This window comes from Tardiphaga sp. P4_G1 (assembly GCF_056401215.1).
Genome location: NZ_JBFUJU010000005.1, coordinates 115,319 through 135,236, shown reverse-complemented (window position 1 = coordinate 135,236; position 19,918 = coordinate 115,319). Strand labels below are relative to the sequence as shown.

General features: G+C 60.7%; 18 protein-coding genes. 5 read left to right on the top strand and 13 right to left on the bottom strand.

Annotated elements, in window-relative coordinates; all coding sequences use genetic code 11:
• The gene (locus AC1DUY_RS13320; protein ID WP_478115272.1) at positions 1–1,869 is read right to left on the bottom strand and encodes a BTAD domain-containing putative transcriptional regulator; all 1,869 of its coding nucleotides are present in this window, start codon (positions 1,867–1,869) and stop codon (positions 1–3) included.
• 846 nt (positions 1,870–2,715) lie between these two features.
• On the opposite strand from AC1DUY_RS13320, the gene AC1DUY_RS13315 reads away from it, so the two are divergent.
• The 3 genes from AC1DUY_RS13315 to AC1DUY_RS13305 all read left to right on the top strand — a co-directional run bounded on the left by AC1DUY_RS13315 (position 2,716) and on the right by AC1DUY_RS13305 (position 3,752).
• Positions 2,716–3,075 (top strand): hypothetical protein, encoded by a 360-nt coding sequence (locus tag AC1DUY_RS13315; RefSeq protein WP_441230268.1) that lies wholly within the window; start codon positions 2,716–2,718, stop codon positions 3,073–3,075.
• Between the two features lie 37 nt (positions 3,076–3,112).
• Positions 3,113–3,265, top strand: a complete 153-nt coding sequence (locus AC1DUY_RS13310; RefSeq protein WP_170849546.1) for a hypothetical protein — start codon at positions 3,113–3,115, stop codon at positions 3,263–3,265.
• A gap of 67 nt (positions 3,266–3,332) precedes the next feature.
• Positions 3,333–3,752 (top strand): DUF6647 family protein, encoded by a 420-nt coding sequence (locus AC1DUY_RS13305; protein WP_478114818.1) that lies wholly within the window; start codon positions 3,333–3,335, stop codon positions 3,750–3,752.
• Positions 3,753–3,865: 113 nt separating this feature from the next.
• Here AC1DUY_RS13305 and thiD read toward each other — a convergent pair whose 3' ends face one another.
• The gene (gene thiD, locus AC1DUY_RS13300; RefSeq protein ID WP_478114816.1) at positions 3,866–4,666 is read right to left on the bottom strand and encodes a bifunctional hydroxymethylpyrimidine kinase/phosphomethylpyrimidine kinase; all 801 of its coding nucleotides are present in this window, start codon (positions 4,664–4,666) and stop codon (positions 3,866–3,868) included.
• Positions 4,667–4,819: 153 nt separating this feature from the next.
• Here thiD and AC1DUY_RS13295 point away from each other — a divergent pair, with 153 nt between their 5' ends.
• On the top strand, positions 4,820–5,056 hold the full coding sequence (locus AC1DUY_RS13295; RefSeq protein ID WP_068735543.1) for an Lrp/AsnC ligand binding domain-containing protein: 237 nt from the start codon (positions 4,820–4,822) through the stop codon (positions 5,054–5,056).
• A gap of 213 nt (positions 5,057–5,269) precedes the next feature.
• Here AC1DUY_RS13295 and AC1DUY_RS13290 read toward each other — a convergent pair whose 3' ends face one another.
• The gene (locus tag AC1DUY_RS13290) at positions 5,270–7,654 is read right to left on the bottom strand and encodes a transketolase (protein WP_478114813.1); all 2,385 of its coding nucleotides are present in this window, start codon (positions 7,652–7,654) and stop codon (positions 5,270–5,272) included.
• Positions 7,655–7,806: 152 nt separating this feature from the next.
• Between AC1DUY_RS13290 and AC1DUY_RS13285 the strand changes: the two genes are divergently transcribed.
• Positions 7,807–8,268 (top strand): Lrp/AsnC family transcriptional regulator, encoded by a 462-nt coding sequence (locus AC1DUY_RS13285; RefSeq protein WP_175366591.1) that lies wholly within the window; start codon positions 7,807–7,809, stop codon positions 8,266–8,268.
• Positions 8,269–8,278: 10 nt separating this feature from the next.
• Here the strand turns inward: AC1DUY_RS13285 and AC1DUY_RS13280 are convergent, their stop codons facing one another.
• From AC1DUY_RS13280 to urtA, 10 genes are all read right to left on the bottom strand, one after another.
• Complete coding sequence (locus AC1DUY_RS13280; RefSeq protein ID WP_478114811.1) at positions 8,279–10,696, bottom strand: bifunctional diguanylate cyclase/phosphodiesterase; 2,418 nt, start codon at positions 10,694–10,696, stop codon at positions 8,279–8,281.
• A gap of 248 nt (positions 10,697–10,944) precedes the next feature.
• Entirely contained in the window at positions 10,945–11,898 is a 954-nt protein-coding gene (locus tag AC1DUY_RS13275) for a DMT family transporter (RefSeq protein WP_374725716.1), read from the bottom strand.
• 187 nt (positions 11,899–12,085) lie between these two features.
• Positions 12,086–12,925 (bottom strand): aldo/keto reductase, encoded by an 840-nt coding sequence (locus tag AC1DUY_RS13270; protein WP_184518860.1) that lies wholly within the window; start codon positions 12,923–12,925, stop codon positions 12,086–12,088.
• 68 nt (positions 12,926–12,993) lie between these two features.
• Entirely contained in the window at positions 12,994–13,335 is a 342-nt protein-coding gene (locus tag AC1DUY_RS13265; protein ID WP_068735531.1) for an FmdB family zinc ribbon protein, read from the bottom strand.
• A 189-nt stretch (positions 13,336–13,524) separates the two neighbouring features.
• The gene (fmdA, locus tag AC1DUY_RS13260) at positions 13,525–14,754 is read right to left on the bottom strand and encodes a formamidase (protein ID WP_093756657.1); all 1,230 of its coding nucleotides are present in this window, start codon (positions 14,752–14,754) and stop codon (positions 13,525–13,527) included.
• A gap of 49 nt (positions 14,755–14,803) precedes the next feature.
• A complete protein-coding gene (urtE, locus tag AC1DUY_RS13255; RefSeq protein ID WP_068735526.1) occupies positions 14,804–15,493 on the bottom strand; it encodes an urea ABC transporter ATP-binding subunit UrtE in 690 nt (229 codons plus the stop codon).
• A gap of 10 nt (positions 15,494–15,503) precedes the next feature.
• The gene (urtD, locus tag AC1DUY_RS13250) at positions 15,504–16,259 is read right to left on the bottom strand and encodes an urea ABC transporter ATP-binding protein UrtD (protein ID WP_068735525.1); all 756 of its coding nucleotides are present in this window, start codon (positions 16,257–16,259) and stop codon (positions 15,504–15,506) included.
• A gap of 9 nt (positions 16,260–16,268) precedes the next feature.
• Positions 16,269–17,414 carry an urea ABC transporter permease subunit UrtC gene (gene urtC / locus AC1DUY_RS13245; RefSeq protein ID WP_478114806.1) on the bottom strand — a complete coding sequence of 382 codons (1,146 nt, stop codon included), beginning with the start codon at positions 17,412–17,414 and terminating at the stop codon, positions 16,269–16,271.
• A 34-nt stretch (positions 17,415–17,448) separates the two neighbouring features.
• Complete coding sequence (gene urtB / locus AC1DUY_RS13240; RefSeq protein WP_089265233.1) at positions 17,449–18,375, bottom strand: urea ABC transporter permease subunit UrtB; 927 nt, start codon at positions 18,373–18,375, stop codon at positions 17,449–17,451.
• Between the two features lie 133 nt (positions 18,376–18,508).
• Entirely contained in the window at positions 18,509–19,768 is a 1,260-nt protein-coding gene (urtA, locus tag AC1DUY_RS13235) for an urea ABC transporter substrate-binding protein (RefSeq protein WP_089265234.1), read from the bottom strand.
• Between the last annotated feature and the right edge of the window lie 150 nt (positions 19,769–19,918).

Sequence of the window (19,918 nt, the reverse complement as noted above, 5' to 3'; positions counted from 1 at the left end):
TCAAGCCGTAACGCCGGCTTCGCGCTGAGCCGATAAGTAACGTTCAAGATCGTCGTCCTGCTTGAAAAAGCGCATGGCACGAAGCTCTGTTATAGTTGTCTTTTGCACGGCATCGCGCTGACGCGTCACGTCGCGGGCCTCTTCCAATCGCCTGGCGGCTACAAGATTGGCTACCAGCATGCGATGGCCCGTACCGTTGGCCGGATTTTGCTGGATCGAGTTGCGCGCCCACAAGACACCATCCTCAGGGCGTCCGAGCGCAAAGCATGATGCAGCCAGGCCCGTCATCCAAAAATGGAGCATATTGTCGTAGGGGCTGAGGGCGATCGACCGGTGAAGGCATGTGACAGCATGCTCATAGTCGCCCCCCATGCTGTCGATCATTCCAAGAATGCCCCAGGCGAAGGCGGAGCTTGGATTGAGGCGCACAGCTTCCTTGCAGTGGATGCGCCCCTGATCGTTGTTGCCGACCGGACCAAACAATGTGAAGCCATAGACCGCATGGGCGAAAGCATCTGCGCCATCTTGCTCGACGGCGCGGCGCGCCAAGACGAGGGCTTCGACCAACGTTTCCGGCAACGCTGCGGCCCCCAGAGGCGACGCCATGACAAGTGCCCAAGCAAGGGACGCCAGCGTGGCTGGGCGCAGCTGATCGCGGTTGAGAGACTGTCGCAACAATACGATCGCCCTCGTGATCCCGTCACGGGTTCCGTTCCATAGATGGGGAAGCGCTCGCAGGTAGATGTCGTAAGCCGAAAGATCTGAGAGCGGCTTGCGCCTTGCGCGCTCGACCTCGGCGCTCCGCACGGCCGGATCAATCACTGCTGCGACGCTCGCGCTGATGTCATCCTGCAGATCGAAAACATCGACGATGGCGCGATCGTAGCGATCAGACCAGACCTGAACCTCATCGCGGGCATGGGTCAGTTCGGCCGATACACGAATGCGGTTGCCCGCTTTGCGGATATTGCCGCTCAGGACGTATTGAACACCGAGTTGTTGCGCGATTTGCCGGCTGGTCAGCCTTCTATCCTTGAAGGCGAAGCTCGATCCGCGTGCAATGACCACGAATTCGCGAAAGCGCGACAAAGCGGTGATGATGTCCTCGGTGACGCCATCAGCGAAGTATTCCTGCTCCGGCTCGTCGCTCATGTTCCGAAACGGCAGAACCACGATGGATGGTTGATCCGCGACCATCATCAGAGCAGGCGCAAGTGGAGTCGATATCTCGATCTCGCCGACAGCCGCCGATTCGATCAGTGTCTGGGCTCTGCGTAACTCAGCAACGAGCGCTCTGGTTGCCTCGTCCGGCTCTGTGTTGAGCTCTCGCTTCAGAAGCCCAACGACCTCTTGATAGTATTTGAGCGCTTCAGCTTTACGCCCGGTTGCAGACAGAGCCTGCATGATCAGCCGGTGCGCATCCTCACGCATGTTGTTCAGTGCGCTGGCACGGTGCCCGGCCTTCAATGCGTGATCAGCGCGACCGGCGACCAGTTCTTTTTCGCCGAGCCCGACCATCGCAGTCAGAGCCAGCTCCTGAAATCGCTGGCGTTCGCCAGCCAGCCAATCGCTCCAGCCTTCTTCGGTAACTCCGATGTCATCGACGAAGCGCCCTCGATAGAGATCCGCTGCCTCACCCAGCGCATCACGGCCGCCCTCCCGCACCAGGGCCTCGAACCGGCTGATATCGCACAGGATCACCGTCGTATTCAGCGATACGAACTCGCCATCGCTCTTGAGAGCATCGCGACCCAGAATTTGACGTAGCTTAAACAGTGACTGACGGAGGTTCTGCCTTGCTTGCGCGTCGAAATAAGACCCCCAGAACAGGGTCGACAGTTTTTCGCGCGGCTGAGGCTCCGGTGCCATGCAAGCCAGATAAGCAAGCAATCCCGAGAGCTTCTTGTTTGGCAAGCCGACCACGCCGTTCGGCCCGGTGAGCACGACGCGTCCCAAAAGCGAAAGATTAAATTTTGGGCACACCGTCGGCTACTTCCAAGTTTTGAACAAATGCGTCCTCTGAATATACATTTAACTCAGATTGGCAACTTTGCGAGCAGTATTAACGCAGCGATGACGGCTGACTAACGCCGGTGAGACGGCGGCGGGTTCAAGTCAAAATGCGACGAGATGCGAATGGCATTCGGCGCAGAGCAACTTCACCCGGAACCCGTCATGCGCACGCGCCACATCATTGCAGTCCTCGCCGGAGTTGATGTGGCGCTGACTTCCCTGGCCGCTCCGAAAGCCAGGGCGGCCTCGCACACCACGCCTCCCGTCTCACCCCTCCTTTTCGGAGGCGACTGATCTCAGTTCGATTTCGAAGTAGCCATCAAGCAGGAGGTCGCATTGACCAATACCGCGCAACTACGAGCGCGATCGTATGCCTTTCTCTCAACCGAAGACGAACGACGAGTCGTCGCGAGATGGAGAACTGGAGTGATCGCGTTCTATGGCTCGATTTTGTTGATTGCTTTGGCTGCAACGAGCCAAAGGCCCCAAGCCGATCAGCCTGACCTCGCTTCCGATGATTTCGTCACATACCACATGTCGAGCTTGCCGCTACCGTAGGCGAACAAAGCCAACGCCGCGGTAGCATCGCTGCCAATGCTAGCAAGCACAGCGAAGTTTCAATGCAAATTTCAGGGGTGTCAGGCGGGCCGAGCGGTCAGCAAGCTCACCTGCATCATCCCGTGAAGTATCAGGAAAAGAGCGATGAAGACCGACTTTCCGGCGCCGTCTCTAGCACCTATGGGGGCTTCGATGATCGTCAGCGCACTTCATGAATCACGTCGCGGACAGGCAATCAACGTCATTCATCGCTACCAGCATCTCATCTCCGACCGCGTCGAAACCAATCCTGGCAAGCCCATTCCATCACCAGACGCGAAAATGCGTGCTCGTCAAATACAGAACAGTGAAAGGAAAAGAAACGTGAGGCGACTGAGCGAGACGCACCTGATCATCCTGATCCTTATCGGCTTCGGCATTGTGCACGTGATTGGTGGCGTCCTGCTGGCACGGGCGGCGCCCGAGCACAGTCGCCCCGTGAATATAGCGGCCTGGGGCGACTGACTGCGGCTGGCGAAGAGGCAACAATCGTGAGGCTGACATGGCTGCAATCGCGAGCGCGATGTCCCGCGCTCTTCGTTCGATCACCGGAGCCGATGTGCTCAAGCATTTTCTGTTTTTCTGCGGAGCCGGAATTCTGGTGTTCGTACTCTCGCTCACTTACGGCCTGGATTTGAGCTCGGGCCTTTTCTGATCCTCGCCACGATTACGCAACTGAAGCGTCCAATTCCCCGCAGGCCATATCCGCATGAGGTCACTACGTGAACGCTCTGATCGCCACCTATATCGCATGGATCATTGCCCAAACCGGCTTCGCCCCTCCGGCTCACCCGCCAATCCATTTCGCGACGTCAGCAGAAATGGCTGTGCTAAGTGGTGCGCCGGAAAATAGCGGGCTCGAATTTCAAGCCCTCTACAGCCGCGAACAAGGCGCGATCTACCTTCCCCACGAATGGCAACCGGTCAATTTGCGGCAGAAGAGCGCGCTGCTGCACGAGCTCGTGCATCACGTGCAACGGGCCAACAACGTCGAAGCTCCGTGTGTGGCAGCCCACGAACGCCAGGCCTATGACCTTCAGATGAAATGGCTCCGCGAACAGGGGGTCGGGGATCCCTACAGCCTCATCGGCACGAATGAGCTCACAATCTACATGGTGAGCGTCTGCCGCGACGGCTCGTAAGCGGCACACGACATTCCTTCGTCATAGGCCATGAGATGCAACGGGCTCGTGCGCGAGCCGATGCTCAGGCGATTGGAGCGCGCCGAGGTTGGTTTGAGCCGATCTTGATACGCCTAATAGAATGCGTGGAAGTGGTGCACCGGGCCGTGGCCGTGCCCGACCGTAAACCGATCAGCGGCGCCGATCGCCGCTGTGACATACGCTTTCGCTGAACGCACCGCGGCTTCCAGCGTCTCGCCTTTGGCAAGCCCTGCGGCGATCGCTGACGATAGCGTGCAGCCTGTACCGTGCGTGTTCTTCGTCGCCACGCGCGGCGCAGGCAATGCGATGGCGCGGTCTGCGGTGATAAAATAGTCGGTGCTCTCCGGGCCGGTCCCATGGCCGCCCTTGATCAGCACAGCCTTGCAGCCGAGCTTGAGCAGACGCTTGCCCTGCGCCTCGATAGCCGCATCGCCCTCTGCCATCGGCTCGTCGAGCAGCGCGGCGGCCTCTGGCAGGTTCGGCGTGATAATCTGCGCCCGCGGGATCAGTGTACTGCGCAGCGCGGCGATGGCCTCCGGCGCCAGCAGACGATCGCCTGAGGTCGCCACCATCACGGGATCGAGCACCACATGTTTCGGCTGCCATGTCGCAAGGCCCGCGGCGATGGCCTCGATCACATCGCGCTGCGCGACCATGCCGATCTTCACCGCGCCGACCGCGAGATCGACGAACACGGCATTGATCTGCTCGCTCACGAACTCCGCAGGCACCTGATGGATGCCGGTGACGCCCTTGGTGTTCTGCGCGGTCAGCGCTGCGATCACCGACGCGCCATAGACGCCCAGCGCCGCGAAGGTCTTGAGGTCGGCCTGGATGCCGGCGCCGCCCGAGGAATCCGAACCGGCAATGGTCAGCGCAACGGGTGTGGGCATCGGAAAAACTCGCACGAGATCAAGGGATAAGCAGCCATACCAGTCCTACCCCGCCAGTCGTGAACCAGCAAGGCGGCGACATGCTGGCGGCTTGCGCCGCACCCTGTTTTGGGCTTGATGATCTCTAAAATCGCCCGTTTCCGGAGAAAACCGATGGTCCCCTTCTTTGTCCAGTTCAAGTGCAAGCTTGGCCAGTCCTACGCCGTCGCCAACGCACTGGCCGAAGCCGAAATCGCCTCGGAGATCTATTCCACCGCTGGGCATTACGACCTGCTGGTGAAGTTTTACGTCGATAACGCCACCGACATCGGCCATTTCGTGAACGAGAAGGTTCAGACCATCCCGGGCATCCAGGACACGCATACGATCATTACGTTCAAGGCGTTTTGAGAAACGCACCGGCCGTGCGCTCCTTCTCCCCGCTCTGCGCGGGGAGAAGGGTGGGATGAGGGGCGAGGCACAATAGCCGTTCCAATTCACCCTGGGCATGTCGCACAGATTCCGATCCGCGAATTGCGAGTATATGGCGACGTCGTGCCATGCCCCTCACCCGCCGCGAAGACGCGGCGACCTCTCCCCGCAAGCGGGGAGAGGTTAAGAGACCTACACCGCCATCTTCCGATGCAGCACTGGAATGCCGCTGAGTTCCTCCGCCGCGTCGACGATCGCATTCGCGTCGATGCCGTGATGGCGATAGAGATCACCGATGGTGCCGGTCTGGCCGAATTGTTCGACGCCCAGCGCTTCCATACGATGACCGCACACACTGCCGATCCAGCCCAAAGTCGCCGGATGGCCGTCGAGCACGGTGACGATGCCGCAGTCGCGCGGCAGCGGCTGCAGGAGCTTCTCGATGTGGCTGAGATGCTGCGGGTTGCGCCTGTCGCGGCGGATCTTTCGCGCCGATGTCCAGCCGGCATGGAGACGATCCGCCGAGGTGATCGCCAGCAGGCCGATGTCGCGATGGCTGTCGCCGAGCAATCCCGTTGCCTCGATCGCCTCCGGTGCCAGCGTGCCGGTATAGGCAATCACCAGATCGCAATTGGCGCCCGGCTTGCGCAGCCAGTAGGCGCCATCAGTGATGCCCTGCTGCAGCTCCGGCGTCATCATACGCTGCGGCTGCTCGATGGTGCGCGTGGAGAGCCGCAGATAAACCGAGCCGCCGGCACGCTGGCCGCTGTCATCAGTGCCCGCGTCGCGCTGCATGTGCCGGAAGCCCCAACCCATGATGACGGCGAGCTCATCGACGAAAGCCGGCTCGAATGATGCGAGCCCGTCTTGCGCCATGCCGATCAGCGGCGTCGCGATCGACTGATGAGCACCGCCTTCCGGCGCAAGCGTGATGCCCGACGGCGTCGCCGCCACCATGAAACGGGCATCCTGATAGCAGGCATAGTTGAGCTGATCGAGACCACGCTCGATGAAGGGATCGTACAGCGTCGCGACCGGCAGCAGGCGGACGCCGTTGATGCTGCTCGACAGGCCCAAGGCCGACATCAGGATGAACAGGTTCGCCTCGGCGATGCCGAGTTCGAGATGCTGGCCCTTCGGCGAAAAATCCCAGTTGAAGGTGGAGGGGATCTTCTCGCTGCGGAAGTGATCGGCCTTCTCGGCGCGTGCGAACAGCCCACGCCGATTGACCCATGCTCCGAGGTTCGTCGACACGGTGACATCCGGCGATGCGGTGACGATACGCGACGCCAGTTCGGTATCGCCGCGTGCCAGCTCATGCAGCACGAGGCCGAAACCCTGCTGCGTCGACATTTCCGGCGATGGCTTGAACGAGAGATGCGCGGGAACATCGATCACCTCAGCGCTCAGGCGCCGCGTGCCCTGCTGCACGAAGGGCACATCCTTGAGAAACGCATCGAGCATCGAAACGTCCTGCGTCAGGCCTTCATACTTGTCCCATTCATGGCCGGGCCGGATGTTCTGCGCCGCACGCCAGGTCTCCATCTGGGTCGGCGTCATCAGGCCGGCATGGTTGTCCTTGTGGCCCTGGAACGGCAGGCCGACGCCCTTGATGGTGTAAGCGATGAAGCAGACCGGACGATCGTGGTCGATGGCTTCGAAAGCCTCGACCATGCTGGCCATGTCGTGGCCGCCCAAATTGGACATCAGTGCCAGCAATTCCTCGTCGCTGCGCGCCTCGATCAGGCGCGACACCGGCCCCTGATCGCCGATCTCGTCGTTGAGCCGCTTGCGGAACGCTGCGCCGCCCTGGAAACACAAAGCCGAATAGATCTGGTTCGGACAGTTGTCGATCCAGGTCTTCAGCGCGGCGCCGCCGGGCTCGGCGAAAGCCGTCTGCATCAGCCGGCCGTACTTCACGATCACCACATCCCAGCCGAAGTTGCGGAACATGGATTCGAACTTCTCCCACAGCCCCTCGCGCACCACGGCGTCGAGGCTCTGGCGGTTGTAGTCGACGATCCACCAGGTGTTGCGCAGCCCGTGCTTCCAGCCTTCAAGCAAGGCTTCGAAGATATTGCCCTCGTCCATCTCGGCATCGCCGACCAGCGCGATCATGCGGCCTTCGCGGCGGTCCTTCATCCAGCCGTGAGCCGAGACGTAGTCCTGCACCAGCGACGAGAACAGCGTCTGCGCGACGCCGAGGCCGACCGAGCCGGTGGAGAAATCGACATCGTCGATGTCCTTGGTGCGCGACGGATAACTCTGCGCGCCCTTGAAGCCGCGAAAGTTCTCGAGCTTCTCGCGCGTCTGGTTGCCGAACAGATACTGAATGGCGTGGAACACCGGACTCGCATGCGGCTTCACCGCAACGCGGTCTTCCGGCTTCAGCACGGCGAAATACAACGCCGACATGATCGTCGCCAGCGACGCCGACGAGGCTTGATGGCCGCCGACCTTAAGGCCGTCGGTATTGGGGCGGATGTGATTGGCGTTGTGGATCGTCCATGACGAGAGCCAGAGCACCTTGCGCGCCAAGGCGGTCAGGGTCTGCAGGCGATGATGATCGATCGGCATGGTGGGCTCCCGCGTCGGCCAGCTGCGCTGGTTCGTGATGAGGTCGCCATTCTAGCAGGCGCCCTTGCGGGATTTTCTCAATTCATCGCGACAACCACGGCCATATTGGGATAAATGAATTGTTCTGGTTCAGATTTCATGGAATTTTCCCAATGTCAGCCCTCGACGCAATCGACCGCAAGATACTCGCCGCACTGCAGATCGACAGTCGCATCACCATGCAGGAGCTCGCCGAGAAGGTCGGGCTATCGATCTCGCCGTGCCATCGCAGGGTGAAATTGCTGGAAGAACGCGGCGTCATCACCCGCTACATGGCGCTGGTCGATCAGAAATCGATCGGGCTGCCAGTCAGCGTCTTCATCTCCATCAAGCTTGTCAGGCAGAAAGAGGAAGACCTCAACCGTTTCGCGAAAGCGATCTCGAAATGGGAGGAAGTGCTGGAATGCTATCTGATGACCGGCAACCGCGACTATCTCTTGCGCGTCGTCGCGGCGGATCTGTCATCCTATGAGGCATTCCTGAAGAACAAGCTGACGCGGCTCGACGGCATCGCCTCGATCGAATCCAGCTTCGCCCTCAGCCAGGTGAAGTATTCGATCGCACTGCCGGTGTGAGGGCCCAGAGCTAGCTGGCTCGCTTCACAGCGGCGGCGGTACCACCCGGGGCGCTGACGACGCTCTGGTAGTGCGCAATCGGCTGCGGGCGGCCGATCAGGAAGCCTTGGATCTCCGCACAGCCCTCGGCGGCAAGAAACGACATTTGGGCGACGGTCTCGACGCCCTCGGCGATCACCGGCAGCTTTAACGAGCGGCCGAGCCCGATGATAGCGTGAACAATAGCCGCGGACTGCGGATTGTCCTCGAGATTGGCCACGAAGGTCTGGTCGATCTTGATCTTGTCGAAGGGGAAAGCCTGCAAATAGCTCAAGCTCGAATAACCCGTACCGAAATCATCCATAGCGACGCGAACGCCCAGTTCCTTGACGGCGTGCAGGATCGCGATGGCACCAGCAAAATCGTCAATCAGCACGCCTTCGGTGATCTCGATCTCGACACGCTTCGGGCATAGACCGGTTTCCGCAAGAACGGCGGCGAGCATCCCGGGCACATCGCCACGCTGAAAGTTGACTGGCGACAGGTTGATGGCGATCGACAGCGGATTGACCCAGGTCGCCGCCTCGCGACAGGCCTCGCGCACCACCCACTCGTCGATCGCGCCTATCAGACCGCTCTCCTCCGCCAGCGGAATGAACACCGTCGGCGAGATGATGCCGCGCTCGGGATGCCGCCAGCGCAGCAGAACCTCGAAGGCGACGACAGCGCCCTCGGTGGTCGCCTGCGGCTGAAAATAGAGTTGGAATTGCTTGTTCTCGACCGCCACCACGAGATCACGTTGCAGCAGTCGCTTCTCGCGGATGTGCTGATCCATCGCAGCCTCGAAGAAGCGGATGGTGCCGCGTTCCTCGGCCTTGGCGCGGTCGAGCGCCAGATCCGCATGCGCAATGAGAGCTTCGATATCCTGGCCGTCCTGCGGATAGACGGAGATGCCGATACTACAGCGAACATTGACGTGCTGGCCGTCGATCTGAAACGTATTATCGAGAATGCCCGACAACCGCGCACAGAGATCTTCCGCTGTTTGCGAATCCGCGCCGAGATTTGACACGATCGAGAAGATATCGCCACTCGGCCGTGCCAGAAATGCGCCCTTACAGGCTTGCGCCAGCCGCTTCGCCAGCTCGGCCAGTACGGCGTCTCCGGTGGCCTGGCCGTATACATCATTTGTCTCTCTGAAGCGGTCGATATCGATCCGCGCGATCGCAAACGAGCCGTGTCCCGCCGAGGCCTCGTTGAAGACGCGGGCCAGATGTTCGTTGAAGGCAACACGATTGGGCAGATCGGTGATCGGATCGTGCCGCGCGAGATGCACGATCCGCGCTTCACTGAGTTTGCGGTCGGTAATGTCGGCGTGGGTCGCGACCCAGCCGCCATTCTTCATCGGCCGGTAGCGCACATTGATGGCGCGTCCATCCGGCAGCTCGGCGGTCTGGCTGCTCGGCACGCGATCCGCGAGCGCCGTCCGCATCTTCATCTCATAACTATCCATATCGACGAACAGCGTGCCAGCTGCCGCCCGCATCGCCAGCATCTGATCCTCGGTCACGCCGGCGAGCATGTTCGCCGGCGGGATGTTGTACATGCGCATGTAGCTTTCGTTCCACAATTCGAGCAGGCCATCGGCGCTATACATGCATAGGCCCTGCTCCATATTGTTGAGCGCCGCATCGAGCTGCAGATTGCGCTTGCTCATGCTGCGGCGGGTGCGCTGATCTGTTACGGCAACGACGAGGCCCGCGATCACCACCGCGGCGGTAAAGGCCGCAATGGCCAGCGACAGTTCGATCGGCGACAGCAGACTTTGGTTCTCAGCGGCTGCGGCATTGTAGGTCAGATCGATCGCGCCCATGGCAACGAAGTGATGTACGCAGATCGCGAGCGTCAGAAGCAGTGCGGCAACGAGCAGCTTGCCGGACCGGTCGGCGGTCTGGGCAACGAGGATCGCCAACGCGGCAATCACCATGCCGCCGACGACCGACACCGTCACGAGGTCCGGCATCCACTGGATGATGGCGGGGATGCGCAGCGACGCCATGCCCATATAGTGCATGCAGGCGATGCCGAGGCCGATCACCGCGCCGCCGGCCAGCGCGTTCCGTTTGGTTCGATTGAACAGCGCGATGGCGAAGCCGGCCGTGGTCATCACTGCAGAGGCGACGAGCGAACAGGCGGTGATGATGAGGTCGTAGTGGAGTTCGAAACCAGGCGTGTATGCGAGCATCGCGATGAAATGCGTCGCCCATGTGCCGAATCCGGTGACCGCGCCTGCGGTAATCAACCACGCAAGGCGCGTATCGGGCAATGCGGTGCGGGCGCGCGTGAACAGGTTGACGGCAGCAAGGCTGGAGAGAAAACACACCGCTGCCGCCAGCAGAATCTGCCGCCAGTCATGCTGCAACTCGATGCAATTCCAGACTCGTAGCATAAAGATACCAACATATGACGAGATATCGAAGCATAGCGCGTGCAACGTTCGGAATGTTTAAAACTCACGGAAAAATTGCACAGAAGAGCTGTTATTCTTAAGCCGCGATAAAGCCCGAAATATGCCGGGTATCATCGTCCATGTTTGCGGAAAAATATGCAACACATTCGGATGTACCCACCGCAAGCGCCATGGCTCAGGGGAAAATCGAGCAATGGGGACGACCTGTCTCTATCAACAGCTCATCATTAGGCGCTCGGATAAGGTTCCGCCGGTGCGGTGACCTGCGCGCGGCGCACGCGTTCGCGATGTGCGGTGTAGACACCGCTGGCGATGATGATTGCAGCACCGGCGAAAGTGACAGCATCGGGCACTTCGCCAAACAGGAAGAAGCCGATCAGCGTCACCCACACCAGCTGCACATAGGAGAACGGTGCCAGTACCGATGCATCCGCATAGCGGAAGGCCAATACGACAATCCAGTGGCCGACAGTAGCGGCAACGCCAATACCAACACCGAGCGCGATCTGCGTCCAGCTCGGCACGATCCAGTAGAACGGCACGATGACACTGAGCACGAGAAAGCCGGTGATCGCCGAGAACGCCATCGTGGTGATGGCGCGGTCGGCCCCGCTGATTTTGCGCGTCAGCACCAATGCGGTCGCCCAGCCCAGCGCCGAAATGATCGGAAAGATCGTACCGGGCTGAAACGCCGCGGTACCCGGCCGCACGATGATCAATACGCCCAGAAGCCCTGCGATGGTGGCGGTCCAGCGGCGCAGACCGACCTTTTCGCCGAGGAAGAGAACCGATAGCCCGGTGACGAATAGCGGCGAGATGAAGCCAGTCGCAGTCGCTTCCGCGATCGGCAGATAGCCGAGCGCCATGATGAAGAAGATCGACGAACACAACAGGCCCAGCCCGCGAAATACCTGCAGCAGCGGCCGCGTCGAGCGCATCGGATTGCCCGAGGCCGGCGCCAGTACGATCGGCAGCAGGATCACGACGAACACCAGAAAGCGGATCCAGGCGATCTCCACCGATGGCATGCCCGTGCGCGACAGATACTTCGCCATCGCGTCCGATGACGCCAGAAACGCCGTCGAACAAATGATCATCAGAATGCCGCGCAGCGGCCGGTCGGTATGGCGATGCGCCGATACAGGGGCAGCAGTCTTCGGCGGCGGAACATGGCTTGTCACGAGCGGGGACCAATATGCGGGCTCGTCGGTGCATGCGAGCCGAATCGAATACGGCTCACAAAACGACGATCACGAGGCCGGGACAACTGCCGATATCAGGACACGGATATGCAGGCAGGCAAAAAAGCCTATGCCGGCCGATGCATCAGCGGCCAGCGTGCAGCGCAGCATCGATTTTACCGCATCCCTACAGCATCGGTAGACTGGAAGGCTCCCGGCCGAGCGGGAATACCTTTCCAATATCAGCCAGTTCGGCCGCGCTGAGCGTCAATGCACTCGCCGCCGCGTTGTCCGCCGCATGGGCGGCCGAAGAAGCCTTCGGAATTGCGAAGACCGTTGGCTGACGGATCAGGAAAGCGAGCGCCACCTGCCGCGGCGTGGCCAGATGGGCATCGGCGATCTGCTGCAGGATTTTGCCGCCCGGCGAGCGCGTCGACGGGAAATCATTATGACCGAACGGCGAATAGGCCACGACAGCGACGCCATGGCTCTCGCACCACGGGATTACGCGGTGTTCGATGGCGCGCTCCTGCAAATGATAGAGCACCTGATTGCAGGCGATGGCGCCCTTGCCTGCGAGTTTCGACAGTTCGTTGAGATCGTCGACATCGAAATTGCTGACCCCCCAGGAGGCAATCTTGCCGGCCGCCTTCAACTCTCCGAAGGCGGCGACGGTCTCGGCGAGCGGAACCTGACCGCGCCAGTGCAGCAGGTAGCAATCGAGCCGATCAGTCCCCAGCCGCTTCAGCGAGCGCTCGCAGGCGGCAATAGTGCCCTTCCGCGACGCGTTGCTCGGCAGCACCTTGGAGACCAGGAACACCTCGTCGCGACGGCGAGCGATGGCCTCTGCAATCACGAGCTCGGCATCACCATACATTTCGGCCGTGTCGATATGGCTCATGCCGGCATCGAGGCCGGCCTGCAGCGCCCTGACCGCCGCAGCGCGGTCACTGTGGTCGATATACCAGGTGCCCTGCCCGATGACTGAGACGTCGCGCTTGGTTTGGCCGAATGGATTGTGTCGCATGGTGCGCCTCCGCCTCCCGCGGCAATGAGGCACACGGGAGTGGACTTTAGCGCATCAATTCAGAGGAGTCAGTGGCTGATCATCCACGGCCGCGCTGTCGGGAAGCTCTTGGCGCCCGAGCGGGTCTGCTTCACCAGCCGCGACGGCTTCTTGCCGGAACAGCAGCCGCAACCGGCCCCATGCGACGCCTTGTACTCCGCCGATGTCTTCGGCGCATTGCGGCTGCGCTCGTTGGTGGCGTGGGCCTTGCGCTTGTCGGAGGGCATGCAGAAGAACGCCGGCGCGGTCAGGATCACACGCGGCGCCTGTGTCGCGCAATGCGGGCAGTCCTGCGGGTCATCGCATTCGGCCATCGGCCGCATGTCGGTGAAGGGACCGCAATCGTCGCAGAGATATTCATAGACCGGCATGGGATGATCCATTGTGAGACAATGCCCTCTCCCCGTCATTGCGAGCGAAGCGAAGCAATCCAGAAAGCCGCAAGCGAGGGAAGACTGGATTGCTTCGTCGCTTCGCTCCTCGCAATGACGGCGGAGAGTTAGCGAAAGAAAAAGGTGCTGCGGGGTCGTGACTAGAGCCCCGCAGCCGAGTTGACCGCGTTACTTGTCCGGCGAGAGCGGCATCTGGATGTCGCCCTTGATGTGCTTGATCGGGCCCGCCGACGACGGATTGATGTCGAAGTCGAAGATCTGCGTCGGCAGCCATAGTGTAGCGCAGGCATTGGGCACGTCGACGACGCCGGAGATGTGGCCCTGCACCGGCGCGGTGCCGAGGATCGAATAGGCCTGCGCGCCGGAATAGCCGAACTTCTTCAGATATTCGATGGCATTCAGACAGGCCTGACGATAGGCGATATGCACGTCGAGATAATGCTGCTTGCCCTGCTCATCGACAGAGATGCCTTCGAAGATCAGGAAGTCGTTGTAGTTCGGCGTCATCGGTGACGGCTTGAACACGGGGTTCTTGATACCGTATTTCGACACGCCGTCCTTGATGACATCGACCTTGATGTGCAGCCAGCCGGCCATCTCGATGGCGCCGCAGAAGGTGATTTCGCCGTCGCCCTGCGAGAAGTGCAGGTCGCCCATGGAGAGACCGCCGCCAGGGACATAGACCGGGAAATAGACCTTCGAGCCGCGCGACAGATCCTTGATGTCGCAATTGCCGCCATGCTCGCGCGGCGGCACGGTGCGTGCGCCTTCGGCCGCAGCCTTCTCCTTCGCCTCACCCTTCAGCCGACCCATATGGGCAGTCGGGCCGAACGGCGGATTGGCAAGGCCGGGCACGCGGGTCGGGTTCGTCGCGATCAGCGCGGTCTCGCGCTCGTTCCAGGTGGCGAGCAGTTTCGGATCTGGCAGACAGCCGATCAGACCGGGATGGATGAGGCCGGCGAAATTCACGCCCGGGATATGGCGCGACGAGGTGTACATGCCCTTGAAGTCCCAGATCGACTTCTGCGCTTCCGGGAAATGATCCGTCAGGAAACCGCCGCCATTCTGCTTGGAGAAGAAGCCGTTGAAGCCCCACAGCGAGTCCTTCATCGGGCCGACATCGAGCAGGTCGACCACGAGCAGGTCGCCGGGCTCCGCACCCTTGACGCCGATCGGGCCGGACAGGAAGTGCACAATCGACAAATCGATATCGCGCACGTCGTCGGCGCTGTCGTTGTTCTTGATGAAGCCGCCGGTCCAGTCATAGGTCTCGACGATGAAATCATCGCCGGGATTGACCCATGCGACCATGGGAATGTCCGAATGCCAGCGGTTGTGAATCATGTCGTTGTCGTAGGCCGATTGCGTAAGGTCGACCTTGATCAGTGTATCTGGCATTCAATGCTCCCCTTCGGTTACTGGTCTTGGTGGTTGGACGCGTGGTGAATTAGACGGACAGGTACTTGGCGATCTGCGCGGCATCGATGCCCTCGCGGGCTTCGTCGCGAACGATCTCACCGTTCTCGATCACCAGCACGCGGTCGGCGACATCGAGCGCAAAGCTCAGCACCTGTTCGGAGACGATGATCGACAGACCCTTGGTGTCGCGGATGTGCTTCAGCGTGCGGGCCATATCCTTGATGATGGACGGCTGGATGCCTTCGGTGGGCTCATCGAGCAGCAGCACCTTCGGCTTGGTGGCGAGCGCACGCGCAATGGCAAGCTGCTGCTGTTGGCCGCCGGAGAGATTGCCGCCGCGGCGGCCTTTCATTTCGAGCAGCACCGGGAACAGCTCATAGAGATCGCCAGGCACTTCCTTCTCGCCGGAGGCGACAAGGCCGGTCTCGATATTCTCCTTCACCGTCATGTGGGAGAAGATCATCCGGCCCTGCGGCACGTAAGCGAGGCCGCGCGCGACACGCTCATAGCTCTTCAGCGCGCCGAGCTCCTTGCCTTCCATGGTCACCGAGCCCGACTTGGTCGGCACGATGCCCATCAGCGACTTCATGAGCGTGGTTTTGCCCATACCGTTACGGCCCATGATGGCCACGATCTCGTTCGGCTGCACCGAGACGTTGAGGCCATGCAGAACTTCGCTCTGGCCGTAAGCGACGTGGAGATCGTTGATCGCGAGCATAATGATCTCCTCAATGACCCAGATAGACTTCGATGACCTTGGGATCGTTCTGAACCTTTTCCATGGTGCCTTCGGACAGGATCTGTCCCTGATGCAGCACGGTCACCTTGTGGGCGATGTCCTCGACGAATTTCATGTCGTGCTCGATCACCAGCACCGAACGGTTCTTGATGATCGTGTTCAGCAGCTCCGCCGTCTTGACGCGCTCGCTGACGCTCATGCCAGCGACGGGCTCGTCGAGCATCAGCAGGTCCGGATCCTGGATCAGCAGCATGCCGATCTCGAGCCACTGCTTCTGGCCGTGCGAGAGCACATCGGCATACATGTTGAGCCGATCCTTGAGGAAGATCATCTCGGCAACTTCCTCGACGCGCTCGCGCACTGCGGCGTCCCGCTTGAACATCAGCGAGCCGAACACCGAGCGACCACGCGGATAGGAGATCTCGAGATTCTCGAACACCGTAAGATCGTCATAAACAGACGGCGTCTGGAATTTGCGGCCGACGCCGGCCTGCACGATCTGGTTTTCCTTCAGCTTGGTCAGCTCCGTGCCACGGAACTGCACCGAGCCCGACGTGGCTTTGGTCTTGCCGCAGATCAGATCGAGGACGGTGGTCTTGCCGGCGCCGTTGGGGCCGATAATGACGCGGATCTCGTTCTCCTCGACGTAGAAGGAAAGATCGTTGACCGCCTTGAAGCCGTCGAAGGAAACGGTGAGCCCTTCGACCGCGAGCAAAAACTCTTTGGGCTGATGTCCGATGAGCATGATGTCCCCTTACTCGGCCGGCGCGCCGTCGGCGGCGGATTTGATGGCCCAAGCCTTCTTGGATTTAGACGAGCGCATGGCGATCAGGCGATCGATGTGGCGCGCCACGTGATCGCGCCAGATGCCGGACAGGCCATTGGGGAAGAACAGCACCACGGCGATGAACAAGCCGCCGAGGCCGAACAGCCAGAGCTCGGGGAAGGATTCCGACAGCATCGTCTTGGCGTAGTTTACCAGCAGCGTGCCGTAGACCGCGCCGAAGATGGACATGCGGCCACCCACGGCCGTGTAGATCACCATTTCGATCGACGGCACGATGCCGACGAAGGACGGCGACATGAAGCCGATCTGCAGCGTGAACATGGCGCCACCGATCGCGGCGAACATTGCCGCGGCACAGAAGGCGAATATCTTGAAGTTGGCGACGCTGTAACCGGAGAAGCGGACGCGGTCCTCCTGTTCGCGCATCGCCACTAGGATGCGGCCGAGCTTGGTCAGCCGGACGAACTGTGCGGCGATAATACAGGCGAACAGCACGAAGACTTCGAAGAAGTAGAGAATGACCTTGGCGTGGTCGGTGCGGATATCCCATCCGTTCAGCGTCCGCAGATCGGTCATGCCGTTGATGCCGCCGGTATAGCCCTGCTGGCCGATGATCAGGATGGTTGCGATCGCCGCAATGGCTTGGGTGATAATGGCGAAATAGACGCCGCCGACGCGGCGCTTGAACATCGCGGCACCGATGATGAAGGCCAGCAGCGTGGGCACCACGAGGATGGCGATGATGGTCAGCGTCAGCGAGTGAAACGGCTTCCAGAACATCGGCAGCGCCGTGATCTGGTTCCAGTCCATGAAATCGGGAATGCCGGGGGTCGACTGGATCTTAGTGTTGGCGACGCTGGAGGCTTCCAGCTTCAGGAACATCGCCATGCAGTAGCCGCCGAGGCCGAAGAATACGCCCTGCCCGAGGCTCAGAATGCCGCCGTAACCCCAGCACATCACGAGGCCCAAGGCGACGAAGGCATAGGTCAGATATTTGGCGACGAGATTGAGACGAAACACATCGAGAAACAGCGGCAAGATCACCGCAAGCAGCAGCAGCAGCGACAGGAAACCGATCAGCTCCGAGCGGTTAAAGAAGCGAGAATTGATCATGATGCGTATGCCCTGCTCTGTCTGTACTGCGCGCTTACTTGCGGACCTTGAGGGCGAACAGGCCCTGTGGCCGGATCATCAGGATCGCGACGATGGTGAGCAACGTCAGCACTTTGGCCATCGAGCCGGACATGAAGAACTCCATGGTCGACTGCGCCTGGGAGATGGTGAAGGCCGAGGCGATGGTGCCGAACAGGCTGGCCGCGCCGCCGAACACCACGACGAGGAACGTGTCGACGATGTAGAGCTGGCCGGAGGTCGGACCGGTCGAGCCGATCATGGTGAAGGCGGAGCCCGCGATCCCCGCGATGCCGCAGCCGAGGCCGAAGGTGTAGCGGTCGACCTTCTCGGTATTGATGCCGACGGCGCCGGCCATCACGCGGTTCTGCACCACGGCGCGAACCTGACGACCCCAACGCGACTTGTACATGATGTAGGCGACCACCATGGTGATCCCCAGCGTCAACACCATCACGAAGATGCCGTTGATCGGCACTTCGATCGTATCGGTGACCTGCTTGGAGCCCATCATCCATTGCGGCAGTTCGACACCGACTTCGCGCGCACCGAACACCGAACGATAGGCCTGCTGCAGGATCAGGCTGAGACCCCAGGTCGCCAGCAGCGTATCGAGCGGGCGCTTGTAGAGATGCCGTATCAGCCCCCATTCGACCAACATCCCCAGCGCACCGGAGGCGATGAAGGCGAGGATCATGGCGACGAAGAAGTAGCCGGAGAACAGCGACGGCAGATGCGACTGGAAGAAGCTCGAGGTCAGCCAGGTAACGTAGGCGCCGAGGATCATGAATTCGCCATGCGCCATGTTGATGACGCCCATCTGGCCGAAGATGATTGCGAGGCCGAGTGCCATCAGCACATAGACCGAGAACAGGATCAGGCCGGCAAAGCCCTGCATTGCGAAGATGGCGCCAAGATCGCCAATCGAATAGTCGCCGAACATCGATCCGTCCTCCGTCAGGGAAAGGGTCCCGCGCCGCGCGATGAGACGCGACGCGGGGTTGTCGTGCGCGGATAGGTCGTCCGCGCCAGGGAGAAGCTGCGCGGAGACACGCTCCGCACTTGAGGAGGAAGGCTTACTGGTAGCCCTTCGGGAACGGATCCGGCTCGATCAGTTCGGGCGTCTCGTAGACCACCTTGAACTGGCCATCGAGCTGCGCCTGGCCGACGCGGGCCTTGGACCACAAATGGTGGTTTGGATGGACCTTGACGTAGCCTTCCGGTGCCTTGGTGAATTCAATGCCGGCAGACGCGGGTGCGATCTTGTCGATATCGAAGCTGCCGGCCTTTTCGACCGTCATTTTCCAGAGCCACGGGCCGAGATAGGCGGCCTGCGTCACGTCGCCGATCACGGTCTTCTCGCCCCACATCTTCTTGAAGGCGGCGACGAATTCCTTGTTGTTCGGATTATCGAGCGACTGGAAGTATTTCATACAGGCATAGGCGCCCGCGATGTTTTCACCACCGATGCCGTCGATCTCGTCCTCGGTGACCGAGATGGTCAGCATGGTCTGCTTCGACAGGTCGATGCCGGCCGCCTTGAGCTGCTTGTAGAAGGCGACGTTGGAGCCGCCGACAACTGCCGCATAGATCACGTCCGGCTTGGTCAGCTTGATCTTGTTGATCACCGAGTTGAACTGGGTGTGGCCGAGCGGGAAGTATTCTTCGCCCGACACCTTGCCGCCGAGCTTGCCCTCGATGTGCTTGCGGGCGATCTTCATCGACGTGCGCGGCCAGATATAGTCCGAGCCGATCAGATAGAAGCTCTTGCCGTTCTTGGTCTTGGAGACCCAGTCGAGGCCGGCGAGGATCTGCTGGGTGGCTTCCTGACCGGTGTAGATGACATTCTTGGACTGCTCGAGGCCTTCATAGAAGGTCGGGTAGTAGAGCATGCCATTGTACTGCTCCATGACCGGCAGCACCGCCTTGCGGGAGGCCGAGGTCCAGCAGCCCATGATGGCGGCGACCTTGTCGTTGACCAGCAGCTTCTTGGCCTTTTCAGCGAAGGTCGGCCAGTCCGAGGCACCGTCTTCCTGGATGAACTTGATCTTGCGGCCGAGCACGCCGCCCATGGCGTTGATCTGGTCGATGGCGAGCTTTTCAGCCTGAACCGAGCCGGTTTCCGAGATCGCCATCGTACCGGTGACGGAATGCAGAATGCCGACGGTGACTTCCGTATCGGTAACCGCAAGCCCGGTGGTATTGATGGCCGAGGTGGCCGGCGCCTGCGCAAAAGATGTGCGCGGAAGCAGCGACATTGCCGGCAAAGCCGCCATGCCCATCAGCAGTTTACGCCGCAATGGCGAGTGCAAGCCCGGTTTCTTCTCGTCTGACATTTCAACCCCACTGGTTCGAGTACGCCTATTGGTGAGGCAAGCATTGCTGAACTTGTGCGGTGCACGGATACGCGAGATCGCGTATACTGCACCGCAAAATGCCGACGTAGGTTTTTGCATCACGCAAACATGCGTAGTTTGACAGGGTCA

Bases quoted from the DNA above. Each gene is read 5' to 3' on its own strand.
- AC1DUY_RS13310 (WP_170849546.1), top strand. From the start codon at position 3,113: ATGGCTGCAATCGCGAGCGCGATGTCCCGCGCTCTTCGTTCGATCACC.
- AC1DUY_RS13265 (WP_068735531.1), bottom strand. From the start codon at position 13,335: ATGCCGGTCTATGAATATCTCTGCGACGATTGCGGTCCCTTCACCGAC.
- fmdA (WP_093756657.1), bottom strand. From the start codon at position 14,754: ATGCCAGATACACTGATCAAGGTCGACCTTACGCAATCGGCCTACGAC.
- urtE (WP_068735526.1), bottom strand. From the start codon at position 15,493: ATGCTCGCGATCAACGATCTCCACGTCGCTTACGGCCAGAGCGAAGTT.
- urtC (WP_478114806.1), bottom strand. From the start codon at position 17,414: ATGATCAATTCTCGCTTCTTTAACCGCTCGGAGCTGATCGGTTTCCTG.
- AC1DUY_RS13285 (WP_175366591.1), top strand. From the start codon at position 7,807: ATGTCAGCCCTCGACGCAATCGACCGCAAGATACTCGCCGCACTGCAG.
- AC1DUY_RS13280 (WP_478114811.1), bottom strand. From the start codon at position 10,696: ATGCTACGAGTCTGGAATTGCATCGAGTTGCAGCATGACTGGCGGCAG.
- AC1DUY_RS13320 (WP_478115272.1), bottom strand. From the start codon at position 1,869: ATGGCACCGGAGCCTCAGCCGCGCGAAAAACTGTCGACCCTGTTCTGG.
- urtD (WP_068735525.1), bottom strand. From the start codon at position 16,259: ATGCTCATCGGACATCAGCCCAAAGAGTTTTTGCTCGCGGTCGAAGGG.
- AC1DUY_RS13295 (WP_068735543.1), top strand. From the start codon at position 4,820: ATGGTCCCCTTCTTTGTCCAGTTCAAGTGCAAGCTTGGCCAGTCCTAC.
- AC1DUY_RS13270 (WP_184518860.1), bottom strand. From the start codon at position 12,925: ATGCGACACAATCCATTCGGCCAAACCAAGCGCGACGTCTCAGTCATC.
- urtA (WP_089265234.1), bottom strand. From the start codon at position 19,768: ATGTCAGACGAGAAGAAACCGGGCTTGCACTCGCCATTGCGGCGTAAA.
- AC1DUY_RS13290 (WP_478114813.1), bottom strand. From the start codon at position 7,654: ATGCCGATCGATCATCATCGCCTGCAGACCCTGACCGCCTTGGCGCGC.
- AC1DUY_RS13315 (WP_441230268.1), top strand. From the start codon at position 2,716: ATGAAGACCGACTTTCCGGCGCCGTCTCTAGCACCTATGGGGGCTTCG.
- thiD (WP_478114816.1), bottom strand. From the start codon at position 4,666: ATGCCCACACCCGTTGCGCTGACCATTGCCGGTTCGGATTCCTCGGGC.
- urtB (WP_089265233.1), bottom strand. From the start codon at position 18,375: ATGTTCGGCGACTATTCGATTGGCGATCTTGGCGCCATCTTCGCAATG.